General features: G+C 70.5%; 18 protein-coding genes. 2 read left to right on the top strand and 16 right to left on the bottom strand.

Annotated elements, in window-relative coordinates:
• Positions 1-108: 108 nt before the first annotated feature.
• The 11 genes from rpmE to QR77_RS28350 all read right to left on the bottom strand — a co-directional run bounded on the left by rpmE (position 109) and on the right by QR77_RS28350 (position 12,776).
• Positions 109-333 (bottom strand): 50S ribosomal protein L31, encoded by a 225-nt coding sequence (gene rpmE, locus QR77_RS28400; RefSeq protein WP_040024868.1) that lies wholly within the window; start codon positions 331-333, stop codon positions 109-111.
• 151 nt (positions 334-484) lie between these two features.
• Positions 485-1,585, bottom strand: a complete 1,101-nt coding sequence (locus QR77_RS28395; protein WP_040024867.1) for an LCP family protein — start codon at positions 1,583-1,585, stop codon at positions 485-487.
• 208 nt (positions 1,586-1,793) lie between these two features.
• Positions 1,794-3,902 (bottom strand): transcription termination factor Rho, encoded by a 2,109-nt coding sequence (rho, locus tag QR77_RS28390; protein ID WP_040024866.1) that lies wholly within the window; start codon positions 3,900-3,902, stop codon positions 1,794-1,796.
• Between the two features lie 414 nt (positions 3,903-4,316).
• Positions 4,317-5,234: a homoserine kinase gene (gene thrB, locus QR77_RS28385; RefSeq protein ID WP_040024865.1), complete on the bottom strand. Its 918-nt coding sequence runs from the start codon at positions 5,232-5,234 to the stop codon at positions 4,317-4,319.
• A 307-nt stretch (positions 5,235-5,541) separates the two neighbouring features.
• Positions 5,542-6,624, bottom strand: a complete 1,083-nt coding sequence (gene thrC, locus QR77_RS28380) for a threonine synthase (RefSeq protein ID WP_040024864.1) — start codon at positions 6,622-6,624, stop codon at positions 5,542-5,544.
• Between the two features lie 7 nt (positions 6,625-6,631).
• Positions 6,632-7,921, bottom strand: a complete 1,290-nt coding sequence (locus tag QR77_RS28375; protein ID WP_040028813.1) for a homoserine dehydrogenase — start codon at positions 7,919-7,921, stop codon at positions 6,632-6,634.
• Between the two features lie 96 nt (positions 7,922-8,017).
• Positions 8,018-9,409 carry a diaminopimelate decarboxylase gene (gene lysA, locus QR77_RS28370; RefSeq protein WP_040024863.1) on the bottom strand — a complete coding sequence of 464 codons (1,392 nt, stop codon included), beginning with the start codon at positions 9,407-9,409 and terminating at the stop codon, positions 8,018-8,020.
• Between the two features lie 18 nt (positions 9,410-9,427).
• A complete protein-coding gene (gene nrtL, locus QR77_RS28365; protein ID WP_040024862.1) occupies positions 9,428-10,513 on the bottom strand; it encodes an ArgS-related anticodon-binding protein NrtL in 1,086 nt (361 codons plus the stop codon).
• A 100-nt stretch (positions 10,514-10,613) separates the two neighbouring features.
• Positions 10,614-11,132, bottom strand: a complete 519-nt coding sequence (locus tag QR77_RS28360; RefSeq protein ID WP_078877258.1) for a response regulator — start codon at positions 11,130-11,132, stop codon at positions 10,614-10,616.
• 131 nt (positions 11,133-11,263) lie between these two features.
• Positions 11,264-12,301, bottom strand: a complete 1,038-nt coding sequence (locus QR77_RS28355) for an aldo/keto reductase (RefSeq protein WP_040024861.1) — start codon at positions 12,299-12,301, stop codon at positions 11,264-11,266.
• Between the two features lie 106 nt (positions 12,302-12,407).
• A complete protein-coding gene (locus QR77_RS28350; protein ID WP_052489116.1) occupies positions 12,408-12,776 on the bottom strand; it encodes a nuclear transport factor 2 family protein in 369 nt (122 codons plus the stop codon).
• Positions 12,777-13,009: 233 nt separating this feature from the next.
• On the opposite strand from QR77_RS28350, the gene QR77_RS28345 reads away from it, so the two are divergent.
• Positions 13,010-13,792, top strand: coding sequence for a VOC family protein (locus QR77_RS28345; protein ID WP_040024860.1), 783 nt, complete (start codon positions 13,010-13,012; stop codon positions 13,790-13,792).
• 21 nt (positions 13,793-13,813) lie between these two features.
• Here the strand turns inward: QR77_RS28345 and QR77_RS28340 are convergent, their stop codons facing one another.
• The gene (locus QR77_RS28340; RefSeq protein ID WP_078877256.1) at positions 13,814-14,512 is read right to left on the bottom strand and encodes a hypothetical protein; all 699 of its coding nucleotides are present in this window, start codon (positions 14,510-14,512) and stop codon (positions 13,814-13,816) included.
• A 2-nt stretch (positions 14,513-14,514) separates the two neighbouring features.
• A complete protein-coding gene (locus QR77_RS28335) occupies positions 14,515-15,114 on the bottom strand; it encodes a sigma-70 family RNA polymerase sigma factor (RefSeq protein ID WP_052489115.1) in 600 nt (199 codons plus the stop codon).
• A 291-nt stretch (positions 15,115-15,405) separates the two neighbouring features.
• On the opposite strand from QR77_RS28335, the gene QR77_RS28330 reads away from it, so the two are divergent.
• Positions 15,406-16,212, top strand: coding sequence for an SAM-dependent methyltransferase (locus QR77_RS28330; protein WP_040024859.1), 807 nt, complete (start codon positions 15,406-15,408; stop codon positions 16,210-16,212).
• Positions 16,213-16,272: 60 nt separating this feature from the next.
• On the opposite strand, the gene QR77_RS28325 is transcribed toward QR77_RS28330, so the two are convergent.
• The 3 genes from QR77_RS28325 to QR77_RS28315 form a co-directional block, all read right to left on the bottom strand.
• Positions 16,273-17,538, bottom strand: a complete 1,266-nt coding sequence (locus QR77_RS28325) for a hypothetical protein (RefSeq protein ID WP_150130456.1) — start codon at positions 17,536-17,538, stop codon at positions 16,273-16,275.
• 66 nt (positions 17,539-17,604) lie between these two features.
• Positions 17,605-18,174 carry a hypothetical protein gene (locus tag QR77_RS28320; RefSeq protein WP_150130455.1) on the bottom strand — a complete coding sequence of 190 codons (570 nt, stop codon included), beginning with the start codon at positions 18,172-18,174 and terminating at the stop codon, positions 17,605-17,607.
• 88 nt (positions 18,175-18,262) lie between these two features.
• Positions 18,263-18,856 (bottom strand): hypothetical protein (locus QR77_RS28315; RefSeq protein ID WP_236710842.1); only part of this gene is annotated, 594 nt, incomplete at its 5' end.

Raw genomic sequence — 18,856 nt, 5'->3', positions numbered from 1 at the left:
GCTGCCTCCGAAGCAGCTCGCGAGGTGCTCGCAGGCTGCTTCGGGACGCCAAAGCGCCGGTCGCGGCGCCCCGTGAAAGGGGCGCCGCGGACCGGCGCAGGGTGCTCGCTACTTCTTGGCGGCGGCAGCCGACTTGCCGAAGCGGGCCTCGAAGCGGGCCACGCGGCCACCGGTGTCGAGGATCTTCTGCTTGCCCGTGTAGAACGGGTGGCACTCGGAGCAGAGGTCCGCACGGATCGTGCCGGACTCGATGGTGCTCCGGGTGGTGAACGACGCGCCACAGGTGCAGCTCACCTGGGTCTCGACGTACGCGGGGTGGATGTCGCGCTTCAAGGTGTCTCCTAGGGACCAACCCCGCCTCGGCGGGGTGCGCACCGGGTCGTACGCGCGTGGATCGCTTGTACGTGAACCGGGGCCGACGGACCAGTCTGCCAGGACCGGCCGCATCTCCCAAAACCGGGGGGTGTCCGGATCTATTCCGGTCTCAGCCCGTGACCACACCGTGCGCTGTGCCCTTGTCCCCGGCCGAGTCCTTGGTCGCCGACGCCGGGATGGGCCTGTCCTGCCGCAGGGCCGTCCAGACCTGCTGGGAGGCCTTGCGCAGGGGCAGTACGCGGTTGGGGTCGGCGGGGTCGTAGCGCACCGGCAGCGTGATCATCCTGACATTCCCCGCCGAGAGCTCCTTCAGGCCGCCGGCGAAGCCGATCAGCTTCTCGACCGAGTCGAGCCCCGAGTCCGGGGTGATCGCCTTGGTGGCGCTGTCTGCGAGGTCGTAGAGCTTCTTCGGGTTGCTGAACACGCCGACGCTCTTTACCTGGCTGATCAGCGCTTTGACGAAGGCCTGCTGGAGCTGGATACGGCCGAGGTCGCTGCCGTCGCCGACGGTCTTACGGGTCCGCACCAGGCCGAGGGCCTGTTCGCCGTGCAGGGTGTGGGTGCCCTTCGCCAGCTTGAGGTGGCTCTTGGGGTCGTCGATCGCCTTGCTGGTGGTGATCTTCACGCCGCCCAGTTGGTCGATGAGCTTCTTGAAGCCGGTGAAATCGACCTCGATGAAGTGGTCCATGCGGATGCCGGACATCTTTTCGACGGTCTTCACCGTGCAGGCCGGGCCGCCGACCTCGTACGCCGAGTTGAACATGGCCTCCTGCCGCGCCGGGACCGTCTTGCCCTTGGGGCCGGCGCAGGCGGGGCGCTGGACCAGGGTGTCGCGCGGTACGGACACCAAGCTGGCCTTCTTGTGGCCCTTGTAGACGTGGATGATCATCGCGGTGTCGGAGCGGGCGGTGCCGCCCGCGCTCCCCCCGTACCCCGCGTTGGCGCCGGAGCGGGAGTCCGAGCCGAGGACGAGGATGTCCTCCGAGCCGTTGTCGACGTTCTTGGGGCGTCCGTTTCCGAGCTGCGCGTTGATGTCGATGCCGTTGAGATTGCCGTTGAGCTTGAAATACACGAAGCCGAGGCCGCCCCCGGCGAGCACGACAAGGCCGACGAGGCACCAGACAACGATGAACATCACCCTGCGGCGCCTGCTCGGCGTCCTGCTGCGTGTGCCGTTGCCACCCAGGCGCCTGCTCCTGCGGTCGGTCATGTTCTCCCTCAGTCACTCGGTGCTGGTACTGCTACCCCCTGCCGTGGTGAAAGGCGAAGTATGTCGCCACTTGTACGGACGGTGAAGCATCTTGAAGGGTGACACAGCGCGCTGTGTTCCGCGCTGGGGAAGCCGGCGGCGGGACGACACACGAAACCGCCCCGGCGCCGAAGCGCCGGGGCGGCTGAGTGCGGGTTCGCTGTCCTGATCAGTCGTTGCCGTTGCCGTTGCCGGGCGTCGTCTTCTGGATCTGGAGCAGGAACTCCGCGTTCGACTTCGTCTGCTTCATTTTGTCGAGGAGCAGCTCGATCGAGGACTGCTGGTCGAGCGCGTGCAGCACCCGGCGGAGCTTCCAGACGACGGCCAGTTCCTCGCCGCCGAGCAGGATCTCTTCCTTACGGGTCGAGGACGCGTCCACGTCCACCGCCGGGAAGATGCGCTTGTCCGAGAGCTTCCGGTCGAGCCTGAGCTCCATGTTGCCGGTGCCCTTGAACTCCTCGAAGATCACCTCGTCCATGCGCGAGCCGGTCTCGACGAGCGCGGTGGCCAGGATGGTCAGCGAGCCGCCGTCCTCGATGTTGCGCGCCGCACCGAAGAAGCGCTTCGGCGGGTAGAGCGCGGTCGAGTCGACACCACCGGACAGGATGCGTCCCGACGCGGGCGCCGCGAGGTTGTACGCACGGCCCAGACGGGTGATGGAGTCCAGCAGGACGACCACGTCGTGACCCAGCTCGACGAGGCGCTTCGCGCGCTCGATGGCCAGCTCGGCGACGGTGGTGTGGTCCTCGGCCGGGCGGTCGAAGGTCGAGGAGATGACCTCGCCCTTCACCGACCGCTGCATGTCGGTGACCTCTTCCGGACGCTCGTCGACCAGGACGACCATCAGGTGGCACTCGGGGCTGTTGACCGTGATGGCGTTGGCGATCGCCTGGAGGATCATCGTCTTGCCGGTCTTCGGCGGGGCGACGATCAGTCCGCGCTGGCCCTTGCCGATGGGTGCGACGAGGTCGATGATCCTGGTCGTCAGCACACCGGGGTCGGTCTCCAGGCGGAGCCTGTCCTGCGGGTAGAGCGGGGTGAGCTTCTGGAACTCGGGCCGCCCCCGGCCGGATTCGGCCGCCATGCCGTTCGCCGAGTCGAGGCGGACCAGCGCGTTGAACTTCTCGCGGCGCTCGCCGTCCTTGGGCTGGCGCACGGCGCCGGTGACGTGGTCACCCTTCCGCAGGCCGTTCTTACGGACCTGGGCGAGCGACACGTACACGTCGTTGGGGCCCGGCAGGTAGCCCGAGGTCCTGATGAACGCGTAGTTGTCGAGGATGTCGAGGATTCCGGCGACGGGGATCAGCACGTCGTCGTCGGCCACCTGCGGCTCGCCGGGACCGAAGTCCTCACGGCCGCGACGGCCACGGCGGTCGCGGTAGCGGCCGCGGCGGCCGCGCCGGCCACCTGCCTCGTCGTCGAAGTCGTCCTGCGGGCCGTTGTTCTGGCCGCCGCCGCGATTGTCGCGCTCGGGGCGGTTGTTGTCCCGCTGGCGCTGGCCGCCGCCACCCTGCTGGGTGCTCTGCTGGCCCTGGCCCTGCTGGTTCTGCTGCTGGCCCTGGCCCTGCTGGTCCTCGGACTTGCCACGGCGGTCGCGCTGCCGGTCCCTGCGGTCGCCGCCGCGGTCACCGCGGTCACGGTCGCCGCGCTGGCCCTGGCCACGGTCCTGGCGGCCCTGCCGGCCTTCGGCCTCGCCGTTCTGCGAGGAGGCGGAGACCGCAGCCTCGGCCTTGGCGTCGGGCTGGGCCTCGGCCTTGGCTTCCGTCCGGTCCTCGGTCTTGGTCTCGGGGCTGCCCGCCTGCGCGGTGGCCCTGCGCCTGCGGCGCTCGCCCGCGGGCTGGTCGTCGCTGGCAGGCTGACCGGGAATGTCGATCTGCTGCTGCGCCGCGGTCTTCTCGGCCTTCTGCGCCTTGTCGGGCGTCTCGTCCGGCTTCTCGGCGGCGGCGGCCGTGTCGCCCGTACGCGCCTTGGACGTGGCGCGCCGCTTCGGCTTGCTCTCGGCGTCCGCGCCGGCCGCTTCGGCGGTCTTGGACGCGGCCGGTGAACCCGCCTGCGTCTCCTTGATGACGTCGATCAACTGGCTCTTGCGCATCCGCGCCGTGCCCCGGATCCCGAGGCCGGACGCGACCTGCTGCAACTCGGCCAGGACCATGCCCTCGAGGCCGGTGCCGGAGCGGCGGCGCCGTGCGGTGGTGCCAGTGGCAGCACCTTCGGCGGGCGCGTTGGTGTCGACGTTCTTGTCGGCAGTCACGCCCATCAGATCGGTGGTGTCGCTCACGAAGGGTCCTTCCCTGGAGCGGACGTCGGCCTTCTGGCTCGGCGACCGGTTGTGCTGTCCGGCAGCGGTCCCTGATCTTCTCGATCGGTGACCGACGCCGGGGCGGTGGTCCCGCCGGGTACGGCGGAGAAATGTGTTAGCTGCATACGTGCGATGGGTCCGGCCCGAGGTCCCCCTGCTCGGCCCACTCCTGGGAAAAGCGAGGGGTGTCGTGCCGGTTCCGAGGCGTGCTCAAAACTGCTCAGGCAGGCTGCTCAGGCAGTTGGGGAGGCTCCCGGAAGAATGGTGATCCCGAAGGGGGACACAGAGCACCGCGCCACAAAGACGTCGGTTGCAGACTTGACTTTAACACTACCGGCTCCAACAAACATTCCCCCTCTCATTCACCGGCAATCCTCTGTCCGACCGACACGTCTAAGAACCCAGCGGAAGAACGCTCGTCCCCGCCATGTCGAGGGCGAGCCGATTAGCGGCCCATCCCTCACCCGCCAGCCGTGCGACCTTGTCCGCCGTACCGTCCTCGGCCAGCGCGAGCACTGTGGGGCCCGCACCGGAGATGACAGCGGGGACGCCGTCGGCACGCAGTCGGTTGACAAGCGCCACGCTGTCCGGCATCGCCGGGGCGCGGTAGTCCTGGTGGATACGGTCCTCGGTGGCGGGCAGCAGCAGCTCGGGGCGCCTGGTCAGCGCCTCGACGAGCAGGGCGGCGCGGCCGGCGTTCGCCGAGGCGTCCACATGGGGGACGGTGCGCGGGAGCAGGCCTCTGGCCGTCTCCGTCAGCACCGGCCTGCCGGGCACGAAAACCACCGGAACGACGGAATGGGCGGGCTCCATCCTGATGGCGCGCGCCGCTCCCCCGTCGGTCCAGGCGAGTGTGAAACCGCCGAGCAGACAGGCGGCGACATTGTCGGGGTGGCCCTCGATCTCAGCGGCGAGTTCGAGCAGGGCCGGGTCGTCGAGCCGGGCGTCGCCGCCTATGGTCACCGCGCGGGCGGCGACGATGCCCGCGCAGATGGCGGCCGACGACGAGCCGAGCCCGCGTCCGTGCGGAATGCGGTTGGCGCAGACGACTTCGAGGCCGCGCGGCTGCCCGCCGAGCAGGTCGAAGGCGGTGCGCAACGCCCGTACGAGCAGGTGCTCCTCGTCGCGGGGAAGCGTGCCGGCGCCCTCACCCGCGATGTCGACGTGCAGGCCGGAGTCGGCGACGCGGACCACCACGTCGTCGTAGAGCCCCAGCGACAGGCCGAAGGCGTCGAAGCCAGGACCGAGGTTGGCGCTGGTGGCGGGGGTGCGCACCCGTACGGCGGCGGCGCGGAACGCTGGACCGGCCATCGCTCTGACGACTCTCCTTGTGCCTGCGAGATTGCTTGTGCCTGCTGTGCTGCGAGCCTGCGAGGAGGTACGGGAAAACCCACGGAACGCCCCGGGGGTCGCGAGGGCGGCACAACACCCCGGCTCGTGGGGCGGGGCGGGTTGGGTACAGCCTATCGAAGGAAGGTTCTCATCCGACATAGGGCGCACAGGAGGCGCATGATGCGTGTCGCATGGCCGCCTGTGCTCCTATGTCGCCCTTAGAGGCGTTTGTGGCGTGTGCGCCGTGCCACACCAGGGAAATCCGCACCCGGGCGCACCCGGGAAGTCACGCCAGCCCGAGGCGCTCGGCCGCCGCGACCGCGTCGACCGGTACGACAACCGGCTGCGGTGCCCCCTGGACCGCCCAGTCGGGGTCCTTGAGGCCGTTGCCGGTGACCGTACACACGATCCGCTGGCCGGGGTCGACCTTGCCCTCCTCGACGGCCTTGAGCAGACCGGCGACGGAAGCGGCGGAGGCCGGTTCGACGAAGACGCCCTCCTGGGCCGCCAACAGCCGGTAGGCGCGCAGGATCTGCCGGTCCGTCACCTCGTCGATGAAGCCGCCGGACTCGTCGCGCGCGGCGAGCGCGTACTTCCAGGAGGCCGGGTTGCCGATCCGGATGGCGGTGGCGACGGTGTGCGGGTCCTTGACGACCTCGCCGCGCACGATGGGCGCCGAACCTGACGCCTGGAACCCCCACATGCGGGGGGTGCGGGTGGCGGGGCCATCGGCGGCGTACTCGGTGTACCCCTTCCAGTACGCCGTGATGTTCCCGGCGTTGCCGACGGGCAGCACATGGATGTCGGGGGCGTCGCCGAGCGCGTCCACGATCTCGAAGGCCGCCGTCTTCTGGCCCTCGATCCGCACCGGGTTGACCGAATTGACCAGCGCCACCGGGTAGTTGTCGGACAGCGAGCGGGCGAGGGTGAGGCAGTCGTCGAAGTTGCCGTCGACCTGGAGGATCTTCGCGCCGTGGACCAGCGCCTGGCCCATCTTGCCGAGCGCGATCTTGCCCTGCGGGACGAGTACGGCGCAGACCATGCCGGCCCGTACTGCGTACGCGGCGGCCGAGGCGGACGTGTTGCCGGTGGAGGCGCAGATGACGGCCTGCGCGCCCTCCTCCTTGGCCCGGGTGATGGCCATGGTCATGCCGCGGTCCTTGAAGGAACCCGTCGGGTTGGCGCCCTCGACCTTGAGGTGCACCTCACAGCCCGTCTCCTCGGACAGAAGCTGCGCGGGTACGAGCGGCGTGCCGCCCTCCCGGAGGGTGACGACGGACGTCGAGTCCTTCACCGGGAGGCGGTCCCGGTACTCCTCGATGATGCCGCGCCACTGATGGGTGCCCTGGTGGGTGCCATTGCTGGTCATGGGTCCCTTACTCCCCTTCAACACGCATGATGCTGGCGACACCGCGCACGGTGTCGAGCTTGCGCAGCGCCTCGACGGTCGCCGAGAGGGCGGCGTCAGGCGCGCGGTGGGTGACGACGACGAGAGATGCCTCGCCGTCCTTTCCCTTCTGGCGGACGGTGTCGATGGACACGCCGTGCTCGGCGAAGACCGTCGCGACCTGGGCGAGCACGCCCGGCTTGTCGGCCACGTCGAGGCTGATGTGATAGCGCGTCACCGCTTCGCCCATGGAGCTGACGGGGAGCTGGGTGTAGGCGGATTCGCCCGGCCCCTTCGCTCCGCTCAGTGTGTTGCGGCAGACGGCGACGAGGTCGCCGAGCACGGCGGAGGCGGTCTGCGGGCCGCCCGCGCCGGGGCCGTAGAACATGAGCTGTCCGGCGTTCTCCGCCTCGACGAAGACCGCGTTGTACGCCTCGCGCACGGAGGCGAGCGGATGGCTGAGCGGGATCATCGCCGGGTGGACGCGGGCGGTGACGGATCTGCCGTCGGCCGCGCGCTCGCAGATGGCGAGGAGCTTGACCGTACAGCCCATGCGTTTCGCCGAGGCGAGGTCGGCCGACGTGACGTCCGAGATGCCCTCGCGGTGCACGTCGTCGAGGCGTACGCGGGTGTGGAAGGCGATCCCGGCGAGGATCGCGGCCTTGGCGGCCGCGTCGAAGCCCTCGACGTCGGCGGTCGGGTCGGCCTCCGCGTATCCGAGCGCGGTGGCCTCGTCGAGGGCCTCCGAGTAGCCGGCGCCCGCCGAGTCCATCCGGTCGAGGATGAAGTTCGTCGTGCCGTTGACGATGCCGAGCACGCGGTTGACGGTGTCGCCGGCCAGCGACTCCCGCAGCGGCCGGATCAGCGGGATCGCCCCGGCAACCGCCGCCTCGAAGTAGAGGTCCTTGCCGTGCAGCGCGGCCGCGTCGTAGAGCGTGGTGCCGTCGGTGGCCAGCAGCGCCTTGTTCGCGGAGACGACGGAAGCGCCGTGCTCGAAGGCGGTGGTGATGAGCGCCCTGGCGGGCTCGATGCCGCCGATGACCTCGATCACCACGTCGATGTCGCCGCGTCGCACCAGGGCGGTCGCGTCGGTGGTGATCAGCGCGGGGTCGATGCCCTCGCGCACCTTGGAGGGCCTGCGGACGGCGATTCCCGCCAGCTCAAGGGGGGCCCCGGTCCTGGCCGCGAGGTCGTCGGCGTGCGTCGTCATGATGCGCGCCACCTCTGAGCCGACCACTCCGCAGCCCAGCAGCGCCACTTTCAGCGGACGCGTACGCATCATCCGACCTCGTTTCGTTGAGCAGGAACGTGGACCAGTCTCACTCACCGGACGCGAGATTCTTCCGCCCGTCCGGTGAGTGAGACGTCTGTCTCGTCAGCCGACGTCGAGCCGCAGGAGATCTTCCTCCGTCTCGCGCCGCACGATGACCCGCGCCTCCCCGTCCCGTACTGCGACGACGGGCGGGCGGAGCGCGTGGTTGTAGTTGCTCGCCAGCGAACGGCAGTAGGCGCCGGTCGCGGGTACGGCGATCAGGTCCCCGGGGGCGAGGTCGCCGGGGAGGTAGGCGTCGCGCACGACGATGTCACCGCTCTCGCAGTGCTTGCCGACGACCCTGACCAGCATCGGCTCGGCGTCGGAGCGGCGCGAGACGAGCGCGACGCTGTACTCGGCGTCGTACAGCGCGGTCCGGATGTTGTCGGACATGCCGCCGTTGACGCTGACGTACGTACGCAGGCCCTCAAGCGGCTTGATCGTGCCGACCTCGTACAGCGTGAACGCCGTGGGCCCGACGATCGCCCGGCCCGGCTCGACCGAGATACGGGGCGTGGTGAGGCTCGAAGCTTCACACTCACGGGTGACGATCTCCAGCAACGACTTGGCGATGGCGCCGGGCTCCGCCGGGTCGTCCTCCGAGGTGTACGCGATGCCGAGGCCGCCGCCGAGGTCGATCTCGGGCAGTTCGACACCGTGCTCGTCGCGGATGTCGGCGAGAAGCCGCACGACGCGGCGGGCCGAGACCTCGAAGCCCGCCATGTCGAAGATCTGCGAGCCGATGTGCGAGTGGATGCCGATCAGTTCGAGCCCGTCGAGGCCCAGGGTCCTGCGGACGGCCTCGGCGGCCTGTCCCGCCGCGAGGGAGAAGCCGAACTTCTGGTCCTCGTGCGCGGTGGCGATGAACTCGTGGGTGTGCGCCTCGACGCCGACGGTGACGCGGATCTGTACGGGCTGGCGCTTGTCGAGGCGTCGCGCGATGTGCGCGACCTGGGCGATCTCCTGGAAGGAGTCGAGGACGATACGGCCGACCCCGGCGCCGATGGCGCGCTCGATCTCCCCGGTCGTCTTGTTGTTGCCGTGGTAGGCGATACGGCCCGCGGGCATTCCGGCGGCGAGCGCGACGACCAGCTCCCCTTCGGAGCACACGTCGAGGTTGAGCCCCTCCTCGTCGAGCCAGCGCACGACGGCGCGGGAGAGGAAGGCCTTGCCCGCGTAGAACACGTCGGCGTTACGGCCGAAGGCGTCGGCCCAGGCGCGGCAGCGCGCCCGGAAGTCGGCCTCGTCGAGGAAGTAGGCGGGGGTGCCGAACTCCTCGGCGAGCCGGGTCACTTCGATGCCGGCGACGGTGGCGACGCCGTCCGCGTTCCTGGCGACCGTGTGCGACCAGATCTTCGCGTCGAGGAGGTTGAGGTCGGTGGCGGGCGCCGTGTAGTGCCCGTCGGCGATGACCTCGCCGTGGCGGGGACCTGCGGGGTGTGCGGAACGACTCATCGGGTGGCTCTCTTGCTCTCAGAGGTGTTCGGGGGCGTCGACGCCGAGCAGGGACAGGCCGCCTGCCAGCACGGTCCCGGCTGCGGCGGCGAGCGCGAGCCGGGATCTGTGGGCGGCCATGGGTTTCTCGTCGCCGAGCGGCAGGAGAGCACCGCTCTCCTGGAAGCGCAGGAACGCGTCCGCCGTCTGTTCGAGGTGCCGGGCGAGCCGGTCGGGCGCGCGGAGCCGGGCGGCTGATTCGAGGACGGCGGGGTGGTCGCCGAGGGCGGCGAGGAGGACGGGGGCGCTGGGGGTGGCGGTGACCTCGTGGGCCTCGCGGGTCTCGTACGTCTCGCGGATCTCGAGGGTCTCAGGGGCCTCGTGGGCGCCCAGGGTCTCGGATGCTTCGTGGGTCTCGTGGGTCTCGGGGGTAATGCCCAGCTCCCGCGCGTTGCGGGCGAGGGCGCGCGCGCGGGCGTACGCGTAGCGCACCCGGAACAGCGGGTTGCTCTCCCGCTGTACGAGCAGGCTCGCGCCGGTCAGCGGCCGGTCGTGGGCCGCCGGGCGCAGCAGGCCCCAGCGGGCCGCGTCGGTGCCGAGCCTGGCGAGGAGGTCGTCCCCGCAGGGCGCCGGCACGACGTGCGGGGTCTCGGTGCCGCCCGGCGCGACGGCTGCCGTCGCTCCCTGGCTCCGGAGCAGGGCGACGACGGTCCCGGTCCACACCTCGGCACGCAGTTCCGTGGCGGGCGCGAAGGAGACCGCCGTACCGGCCAGGGCGTCGCCGTGGCCGTAGCGGATACCGGCGGCGAGCACCGTACGGACCAGTGCGGCGCCGCCGTCCCCGGCCAGGGTGAAGTTGAGGAAGCCGGGTCCGGTGATCTCGACGGCGGTGACCCCGTCGGGCAGTCCGATGTGGTCGCGCAGGATGCCGGCGACCTCCCGCGGCGTACGCCCGGCGGGGCGCGCGAGCGGCAGCGCGGCGCCGGTCGCCCAGTCGCCGCTGCCGCCGGCCCGTGGCCGCTCGACCCGTACCCGGTCGGGCACGGACACGCCGGTCAGCGCGCCGCTCTCGACCGCGCGGCACATGGCGTGCCGCACGGTGAGGGAAAGCTGTGCGGGGGTCACGGGCTAAGCGTATGGGAGGAGGGGGGCCTCTTCGCGAACAGGTTTCGCGAACGGATTCCGAACAGGTTTCGCGTGGCCCTCTCCGCATGGCCCCGAGCCGTCAGCCCCGGGCGCTCTCCGCCCACCCGGCGCCGTATCTGCCGTCCAGCCCGCCGTCCAGGCCACCGTGCAGCCCGCCCAAGCCGCGCAGGCCGTCGAGGCCGCCCGGACCGCCGCCCAGACCGTCCGGCGACGGCGGGCCCTCCCGGCGCGTGAGCTGTCGTACGACCCTGATCAGCTCGGACGGCTCGAACGGTTTGGTGAGAAAGGCGTCCACGCCGACCGCGAGGCCGTTCTCCACCTCGTACCGCGTGCAGGCGCTGATGATCGCGATCGGCACCGCCCTGGTACGCGGGTCACCGCGCAGCCGGGCCGCCGCGCGCAGTCCGTCGATCCGGGGCATCACCACGTCGAGAGTGATCAGGTCGGGCCGCACCTCGTGCACCACGTCCAGGCATTCGGCACCGTCAGCGGCGGTCACGACCTCGAAGCCCTCCAGCTCGAGATTGACCCTGATCAACTGCCTGATGACCCTGTTGTCGTCGACAACGAGCACCCGGCCGGGCGCGCCTGACACCATTCGAGAGTAGGTCGGGTTCCGGTGCCGCGTCCGGGCTTTACCGACTTCCGGGGCCCCGGCGACCGGCCCTTGACCGCGGTCCGCGCCGCGCCGCTCACGCAGCGGCGCCGCGCGGACACCGATCGTACGTCTCAGTGCGAAGGACGACGGCGCAGCGACGGGTCGTTGAGGGAGGGCGGGGTGTAACCCGAGTCGCGCGTCGACAAGTTGGTGCCCGGCGGGACGATCTCGTCGATCCGGTCGAGTACGTCCTTGCTCAGCCGGATGTCGCCCGCGTCGAGCTGCGTCTCCAACTGCTCCATCGTGCGCGGCCCGATGATCGCCGAGGTGATCGCGGGATGTTCGAGCACAAAGGCCAGCGCGAGCTGTACGAGGGTGAGCCCCGCCTCCTCGGCCAGTACGGCGAGCGCGTCGGCCGCTTCGAGCTTCGCCGCGTTCTCGGCGGCGTCGATGTCGAAGCGCTCCCGCTGGTTGTCGGAGCGGCTGGAGGTGGGCTGCGCGGCGCCCTTGCGGTAGCGGCCGGAGAGCCAGCCGCCCGCGAGCGGGCTCCACGGGATCACGGCGAGGCCGTAGCGCTGGGCGACGGGCAGCATCTCGCGCTCGATGCCACGGGCCAGTACGGAGTACGGCGGCTGCTCGCTGACCACCCGCTCGCGGCCGCGGCGCTCGGCGATCCACTGGCCCTCGACGATCTCGGAGGGCTGGTAGGTGGACGTACCGATGTAGCGGATCTTGCCCTGGTGCACGAGGTCGGACAGCGCGCCGAGGGTCTCGTCGAAGTCCGTCTCCGGTCCGGGGCGGTGGACCTGGTAGAGGTCGATCCAGTCGGTGTTCAGGCGGCGCAGGCTGTTCTCGACCTCGCGGATGATCCAGCGGCGGGAGTTGCCGCGCTCGTTCGGGTCGTCGCCCATGCCGCCGTGGAACTTGGTGGCCAGCACGACGTTGTCGCGCCGGGCCCCCGCCAGCGCCTTGCCGACGACGATCTCGGACTCGCCGGCCGAGTAGACGTCGGCGGTGTCGACGAAGTTGATCCCGGAGTCCAGGGCGCGGTGGATGATCCGGACGCTGTCGTCGTGGTCGGGGTTCCCCCGGGGGCCGAACATCATGGTGCCCAGACACAGCGGGCTGACCATCACGCCGGTACGTCCGAAGGGGCGGTACTCCGTCATCGTGCACTCCGTTCGATCTTCGGTGAACGCTTCAGTAAAGGCCTCGGCGGACGTATTAGCAAGCGCTTTCTACGTCGAGGTCACCCCCACCTGCCTCTTCCCGCCGCTACCCGATCCGCCCCCCGAAGAAGACCTGCGTCTGCCTGATCCGGCCCTCCCGGACGGTGCTGACCTCGACGTTGCGGTACCGCTCGCCGGTCTTCAGCTCGTACTCGTACATGACGAAGACGTCGTCACCGGAGGTCGGCAGCACCTGGAGGATCTTCTGCCGGCGCAGCCGTTCGGTGGTCGGGAAGCAGCGCTCGAAGAAGGCGTCCTTGCCGATGTGCTCGTCCTGCGGGCTGGTGAAGGCGTAGTCGTCGGCGATCAGGCGCAGGGCGGTGTCGCGGTCCTGGGCGATGTAGCTCTCCATGCAGGCACGGACGATGTCGGCGTTCTCGGTGTGCTGGGCGCGCTCGGCGTTCGGCTGCGGCATTGCGTGGCCTCCTGGTGCGGGACGGGACGGAACGAGACGGGCCGGGGCCGCCGTATACGGCCCACACAGGGAAAGACTGCGCCTCCGGTGACAAGTCATCGGCGAGCCACACGCGTGGCGAAGCACGCACGGGCAATGTGTGATCAAGCTGTGTACCCGGAGGAATGGAGCGGACAACAACCATGTCGGCGTCACGTCATGCGGAATCCGGGGCCCCGTGCTGGGTCAGTCTCATGGCACGCGACCTGGACAGGTCCCGGGATTTCTACGCGGCCGTCCTCGGCTGGACCTTCCGGCGGACCACGCTGGGCGAGGAGTTCACCGTCGCCTTCGACGGCCGTTCGCCGGTCGCCGGGATCGGTGCGCTCGCCGCCGGTCTGCGGGTCTCGGTCGCGTGGATCCCGTACTTCGGTGTCGAGGGTGCGGACGTGACCGCCGCCCGGGTCCGGGAGCGGGGCGCGACGGTCGCCGTGGGGCCGCTCGCGCTGCCGCCGGGGCGTGGTGTGCTCGCCGCCGACCCGGACGGCGCGGTCTTCGGCTTCTGGGAGGGCCGGACGGTCCGGGGCTGGTCCGTGGGGCAGGGAGCCGGACCCGCGGGGCTTGAGCTGCGTACGCGCGACGCGTTCGCCGCCGCGATCTTCTACGCGGAGGTCCTCGGATGGGCGTCCACGGACGACGGCCGGAGCTGCGACGTGCGGTACGAGCAGGACCGGGTGCTCGTGGTCGACAACGGGGACGTCGTCGCGGCGCTGCGCGGCGGGGCCGTGGAGAGCGCGCCCGACCCGCAGGTGCGGCCCCGCTGGCATGTGTCGTTCCGCGTGCCGGACGCCGACGCCGCGGCCGAGGCCGCCGAGGCGGCGGGCGGCACGGTCGTGGCGCCCCCCACCACGGCGTACGCCGGTACGCGCGACGGGCGCACGGACCACGCGGAGCGCACAGAGCGCACAGAGCGCAAGGCGACACTGCGCGATCCGGACGGCGCCCAGTTCACCGTCGTCGCAGCCGTGTCCGGCTGACCTACGGCCCGGCGGCCTGCCTCAACCGGCCGGCTCCCCCGCCAGATCGACGGTCAGCGTCGCCGCCGGCTGCGGCACCTCGCCGAAGTCCTCGTCGGCGCTGTCGACGCGCAGCCGGTTGATGACCGCTTCCAGCGACGCGGGCAGCGACGGGTGGCGTCCGCTCCTGCACTGGCTGATCAGGTCGTGCCTGACCGACTCGGGCAGCAGCGGGCACGAAGTCGAGGGCGCCGGCGCGAGCCGTACGTGGCCGGGCCGCGACAGTCTGCGCGACTGCCCGCGCCAGTACTCCGCGTCCCTGAACTCGGCCCTCTGCTGGTGGACGAGGTAGAGACAGAAGGCGGCCGTCCTGCTGCCGCCGCCCGCGGCGAACTGCCACCAGAACAGTGCCGCTTCCTTGTGTCCGGTGAGATGCAGCAGCGCCGCGAAGACCACCGCGCCCTCCGGCTCGATACGGTCCTGGTCGGCGAGGCGCGCCAGCCCCGCCGCGGCCTCCGGCGCGTCCACGATGAGCGCGACGGCCAGATCGAGGTCGTGCGCGGCCTGTTCGTGCGCGGAGGGGTAACTGGGCAGCGCGGGAAACGGTGTCACGGTCGGCGCCCACCGGGTGGTGACGCGCAGCCGCGCAGCCTCGGTGTCGTAGTCCTCGTACGTGTCGGCGAGGATCTCGGCGCCCTCCAACAGCCTCCCGATGGGCGTGGGTTCTCCGGTGCGGTGCATGTCTACTCTTCCCCCGTCGTTTCCCGTATCTGCAAATCTTTGGCCAACCGTCTCCTGGCGTGGCGCACATGGGAGCGGACGGTCGCCAGCTCGATGCCCAGGTACTCGGCGACACCGTCGTCCGGCACCTGGAGGACGTAGCGCAGGACCACCACGTCGTACTGCCGCTCGGGCAGCCTGGCGATCGCCGCGTACAGCCCGATCTCACCTTCCAGAACGGCGAATTGGTCGCGCATCTCGTGCAACAGCAGCTTGCGGACGGCGGAGTGGAACGCGGCGGTGTCGACCAGTACGGGCGCCTTGCCGTGGTCGTCGAGCCAGCGCGCCACCTCCTCCTTGAGTATCGCCCAGGCGTACTGCGGCACGGATTCCTGTAACAGGACATGCGGCCAGTTCCGCACCAGCCGGGCGCAGGTGGCGTCCACCACGGCCTCGGCCGCCGCCTGCTTGCCGACCTGCGTGTGGGCGTAGCGCAGCCACAGTTTGTGGTGGTGGGTGTCGAATGCGTCGAAGGTCAACGCCAGCCGCCGGCGCGGTGCGCCGGGGTCCTTGGTGCCGACCGCGGCTCTCCCGGCGACCACACGTTCCGGATCGAGTTTCACAGGCGTCTCGTTCCTTGGCACCGCGCCGCTCCGGGGGTGGAGGGTGTCGGTGTGAGAGGTCCCGTCTCTCCCTCACAAGCCAATACGACAAGCCCTGTTGTTGTGCAACGCGCCATCCACTTTTTTTGCGGAAAGTAATCGAACGGCTACCCCACCCCCCGACTGCCGTGCCCCTCAAGGGTGTTGAGTACGCTCGCACGGTTGCCGAGTCGCCGGGATGGGCAGGCCAAGGCCGCGCGGTACACGCGGGGACACATCGGGCCGAAGGCGAAAAAAAGGGGGGGTCGTACGGTGTCGAACGACGCAGTGGATCTGGAGCTCGACCGGGCGCATTCGGCGCGCATGTACGACTACTTCCTGGGCGGGACCACCAACTTCCCCGCCGACCGCGAGGCGGCGGGCCGCGCCATGGCCGCCTTCCCCTCGATCCTGGCCACGGCCCGGATCGCCCGGCGCTTCATGCAGCGTTCCACGCATGTCCTCGCCGCACAGGGCATGGATCAGTTCCTGGACATCGGGACGGGCATCCCCACGTCGCCCAACCTGCACGAGATCGCCCAGCGCGAGGTGCCGCACGCGCACGTCGTCTACACCGACAACGACCCGATCGTGCTGGCGCACGCGCGCGCCCTGCTGCACAGCGATCCGGCGGGGCGGACCGCGTACGTCCACGCGGACGTCACCACGCCGAAGGCGCTGCTGACAGCCGCCGAGGTACGCGACACCCTCGACTTCAGCCGGCCGATCGCGCTGAGCCTGAACTCACTGCTGCACTTCGTACCGGACGACGAGCAGGCCGCCGCCATCATCGAGGAGCTGAAGAGCGCGCTGCCTTCGGGCAGTACGTTCACCCTCACGCACCTCACCGCCGAGTTCGACCCCCCGGGCGTGGCGGGCATCGTCTCGACGTACGGCGCGGCCGGCACACCCGTCGCGGCCCGCACCCGGCAGCAGATCGAGGCGTTCTTCTCGGGCTGGGACCTCATCGACCCGGGCCTGACCCCCAGCAACAGTTGGCACCCCGAGGCCGAGGACCGGGAGGGCCAGGTCACGGCCAAGGAGGCGGCGCAGTTCGCGGGAGTGGCCCGCAAGCCCTGACGCGCCGCCGCCCGGGACACACGGACGAGCCCCGCCGCCCCGGCATCGGCGCCGGCGCGGTCAGCGGGGGCGCGGCAGGTCCGGGAGGGCCGCGACCTTCTTGCTGTTGTCCGCCGCCAGGCGGACCAGGCGCTCGTACTCCGCCTGCGTGAGCGCGAGATCGGACGTGTGGATCTCACCGTGGTACTCGCCGCTGTTCGGCCCGTCGGCGGGAACCGAGGGGCCGGTGGCGGTGCATGACAGGTCCGTCGACTTGCCCGGCTTGATCAGGACGGCGCCGGAGCAGTCCGGGCCGACCTTCACCGGCACCCCGTCCCGGTCGATGACCCAGAGGTAGTTCACCTGGACGGCTTCGGAGGCTTCCGGAGCCGAGGTGGGACCGAGAAACGTGGGGGTCACCCGCGCGCTGAAGGTGCAGGCCGTCGGGGCGCATTTGCCCTCGTAGTCGTGCAGGATCTGGGTGGTCACACTGATCTGCGGGTTGACCGCCTCGTGCGTCATAGTGAACTTCGACCGGAAGTCGCCGGAGAACTGGTTCACGGCCTTCCGCGTCATCGCCTCGATGTTGATGACGGTCGATCCGCCGGAGAAGCTGACGCGGTCGACGAACCGGGCGCCGCCCTTCAGTTCCTGGCCCAGGCAAATGGTCAGGTCGTCGGCGTGGATCGGCGTGCAGGAGTGATCGCCTACGGGGACGGGGTCGCCGACGGTGATCTTCTCGTCGGGAACGTCCTCCAGCAGCAGGGTCTTCGCCAGCGCCGGAGGCGCCAGAGTCGCGGCGAGGTCTTGGGAGAACAACACGCCCGGTGCCACCATTGAGGGGTGTTCCGCGAGCACCTCGGACTTCTCCGCCATACCGAACGACCGCCACGCCTCGGGTTTTCCCCGCACGAACGACTTGCCGTCGATGGCCACGTAGTCGAGCGAGGGGCTCCCGGGCATCGTCAACGTACCCAGTGCGTCACCGGGGTTGCTGACGACCAGGTCAGGTCGGGCGTCGGGGTGGCCCTTGACGCGGATGGTGCCCGTGTAGTGCAGCGCCGGAGCGCCGCGCAGCATCGCCGCGGAACGGGCCAGGTCGTCGCGCACGGATGAATCGCGGTCGCCGCCCGGCCCGGTGTCGGTGATTCTGAGGATGAACAGGAGCAGGGCGACGGCGACGACGAGCGCGCCCAGTCCGATGAGCACGGCGCGCCGCCGTCTGCGGCGGGGTGGGGGTGGGGGTAAGTGGTCGCCGGCGTTCTGGTCGCGCCCCTCGCTGTCCTCGCCTTCGGCGGCGGACGGCGGGTCTTCCGGTGGGACGGGTCGCGCAAGGTCGTCAGTCATCTTCCCTCGCCTCGCTCGCTTCCTCGCCGGGGCTTCCTCACTGGGGCTTCCTCACTGGGGCTCTCCTCATTGGGGTTGCCCGCCGCGCGGGGTGAGGCAGCTCACGGGGATGATCGTGGGATAGGTGTAGGACTCCTTCGCCACGACCTTGCCGTCGATGGTGATCTGGCAGGTGGTGGTGCCGGTCCCCGCGATGTCCTCGCGGCTGGGGATGGCCCCGCTCTCGCAGGAGTCGCCCCCGATCGCCCGGCCGACGCAGCCGGTCCCGTTGGCCGACAGGTTGATCCACGGGTCCTTGCCGTCCACGGTGAGCGTGACCTTCCACGGCGATTCCGCCGAGAGTTCCCCCTCGCCTTCCTTGCCGATCGTCGTCATGCCTTCTGGGCCGGTGGCCGTACCGAAGTAGTTGATCGCGATCGGCCGCCCGTAGTCGGAGGTGGCCTCCAGGACGACGGTGTGGCGCTCGACCGGTTTCTTGCTCTGTGCGCTGCCGTTCTTGTCGCCGTTCCCGCCGCCGCCGCACGCGGTCAGCGCGAGCGCTCCGCTCACGCTCAGCACGATGACCGCGCCCCGTCCGGCCAGGCCCTGTAATCGCCGACGACGCAGCGGAGCGGTATCCACTCGACCATCCGTCATGCGGCGACTTTAGCGGCGCCGGTGGCGGGAGGAGCACGATTCTGTGTGATTGCCATGAACCCGCTGTCAGGCTGCCCGTCCCGGGCGTTCACGGTTTTTTGGGGCGGATCGCGCCCGTCTCGGCGAGCCAGTAGATCATCGCGTCCGTCGAGTCGACGGCGTCCTGGTGCGCGCCCGTCGCGGCCTCGGCGGTCGCGGAGCTCGGCTGCGTGGCGAGCTTCCGGCACGCGGTGGCCAACTGCTGGTGGCGGGTCAGCATCCGCGACCACATCTGCTGTCCGGTCGGGTTGGGTACGGTGAAATACGCGCCGGCTCGCTCCGTCGCCCGGGTCAGCCCGTCGCATGTGGTGTTCAGCTTGCCCATCGCCGTGAGGAACCGCGCGTCGGAGGTGGCGTCGGCCCCGGCCTTGAACGCGGCGCTGTAGTCACGTTCCGCCGCTGAGAGCGCGTAGATGTGCTCCAGCCCCCCGACCGCCGCCCACGCCTGGCCCTCGATCCGCGCCATTGCCGCCGAGGGGGCCGGCGTCGACTGATCCAGCATCAGTTCCGGCGGCCTGGCGGACCGAGTCGTCGAGTCGGACCACTGGACGGTGAGCACCGTCGTACCGGCCCCGGCGGCGACGACCACGACGGCCGCCACCCGGGCAGCGCGTTGCCGCATCCGGCGCGGCGGCCGTTCCGC

Origin of the sequence: Streptomyces sp. 150FB (assembly GCF_000818195.1) — a bacterium.
Lineage (GTDB): Bacteria > Actinomycetota > Actinomycetes > Streptomycetales > Streptomycetaceae > Streptomyces.
This window is presented reverse-complemented; position numbering and strand designations above follow the sequence as displayed.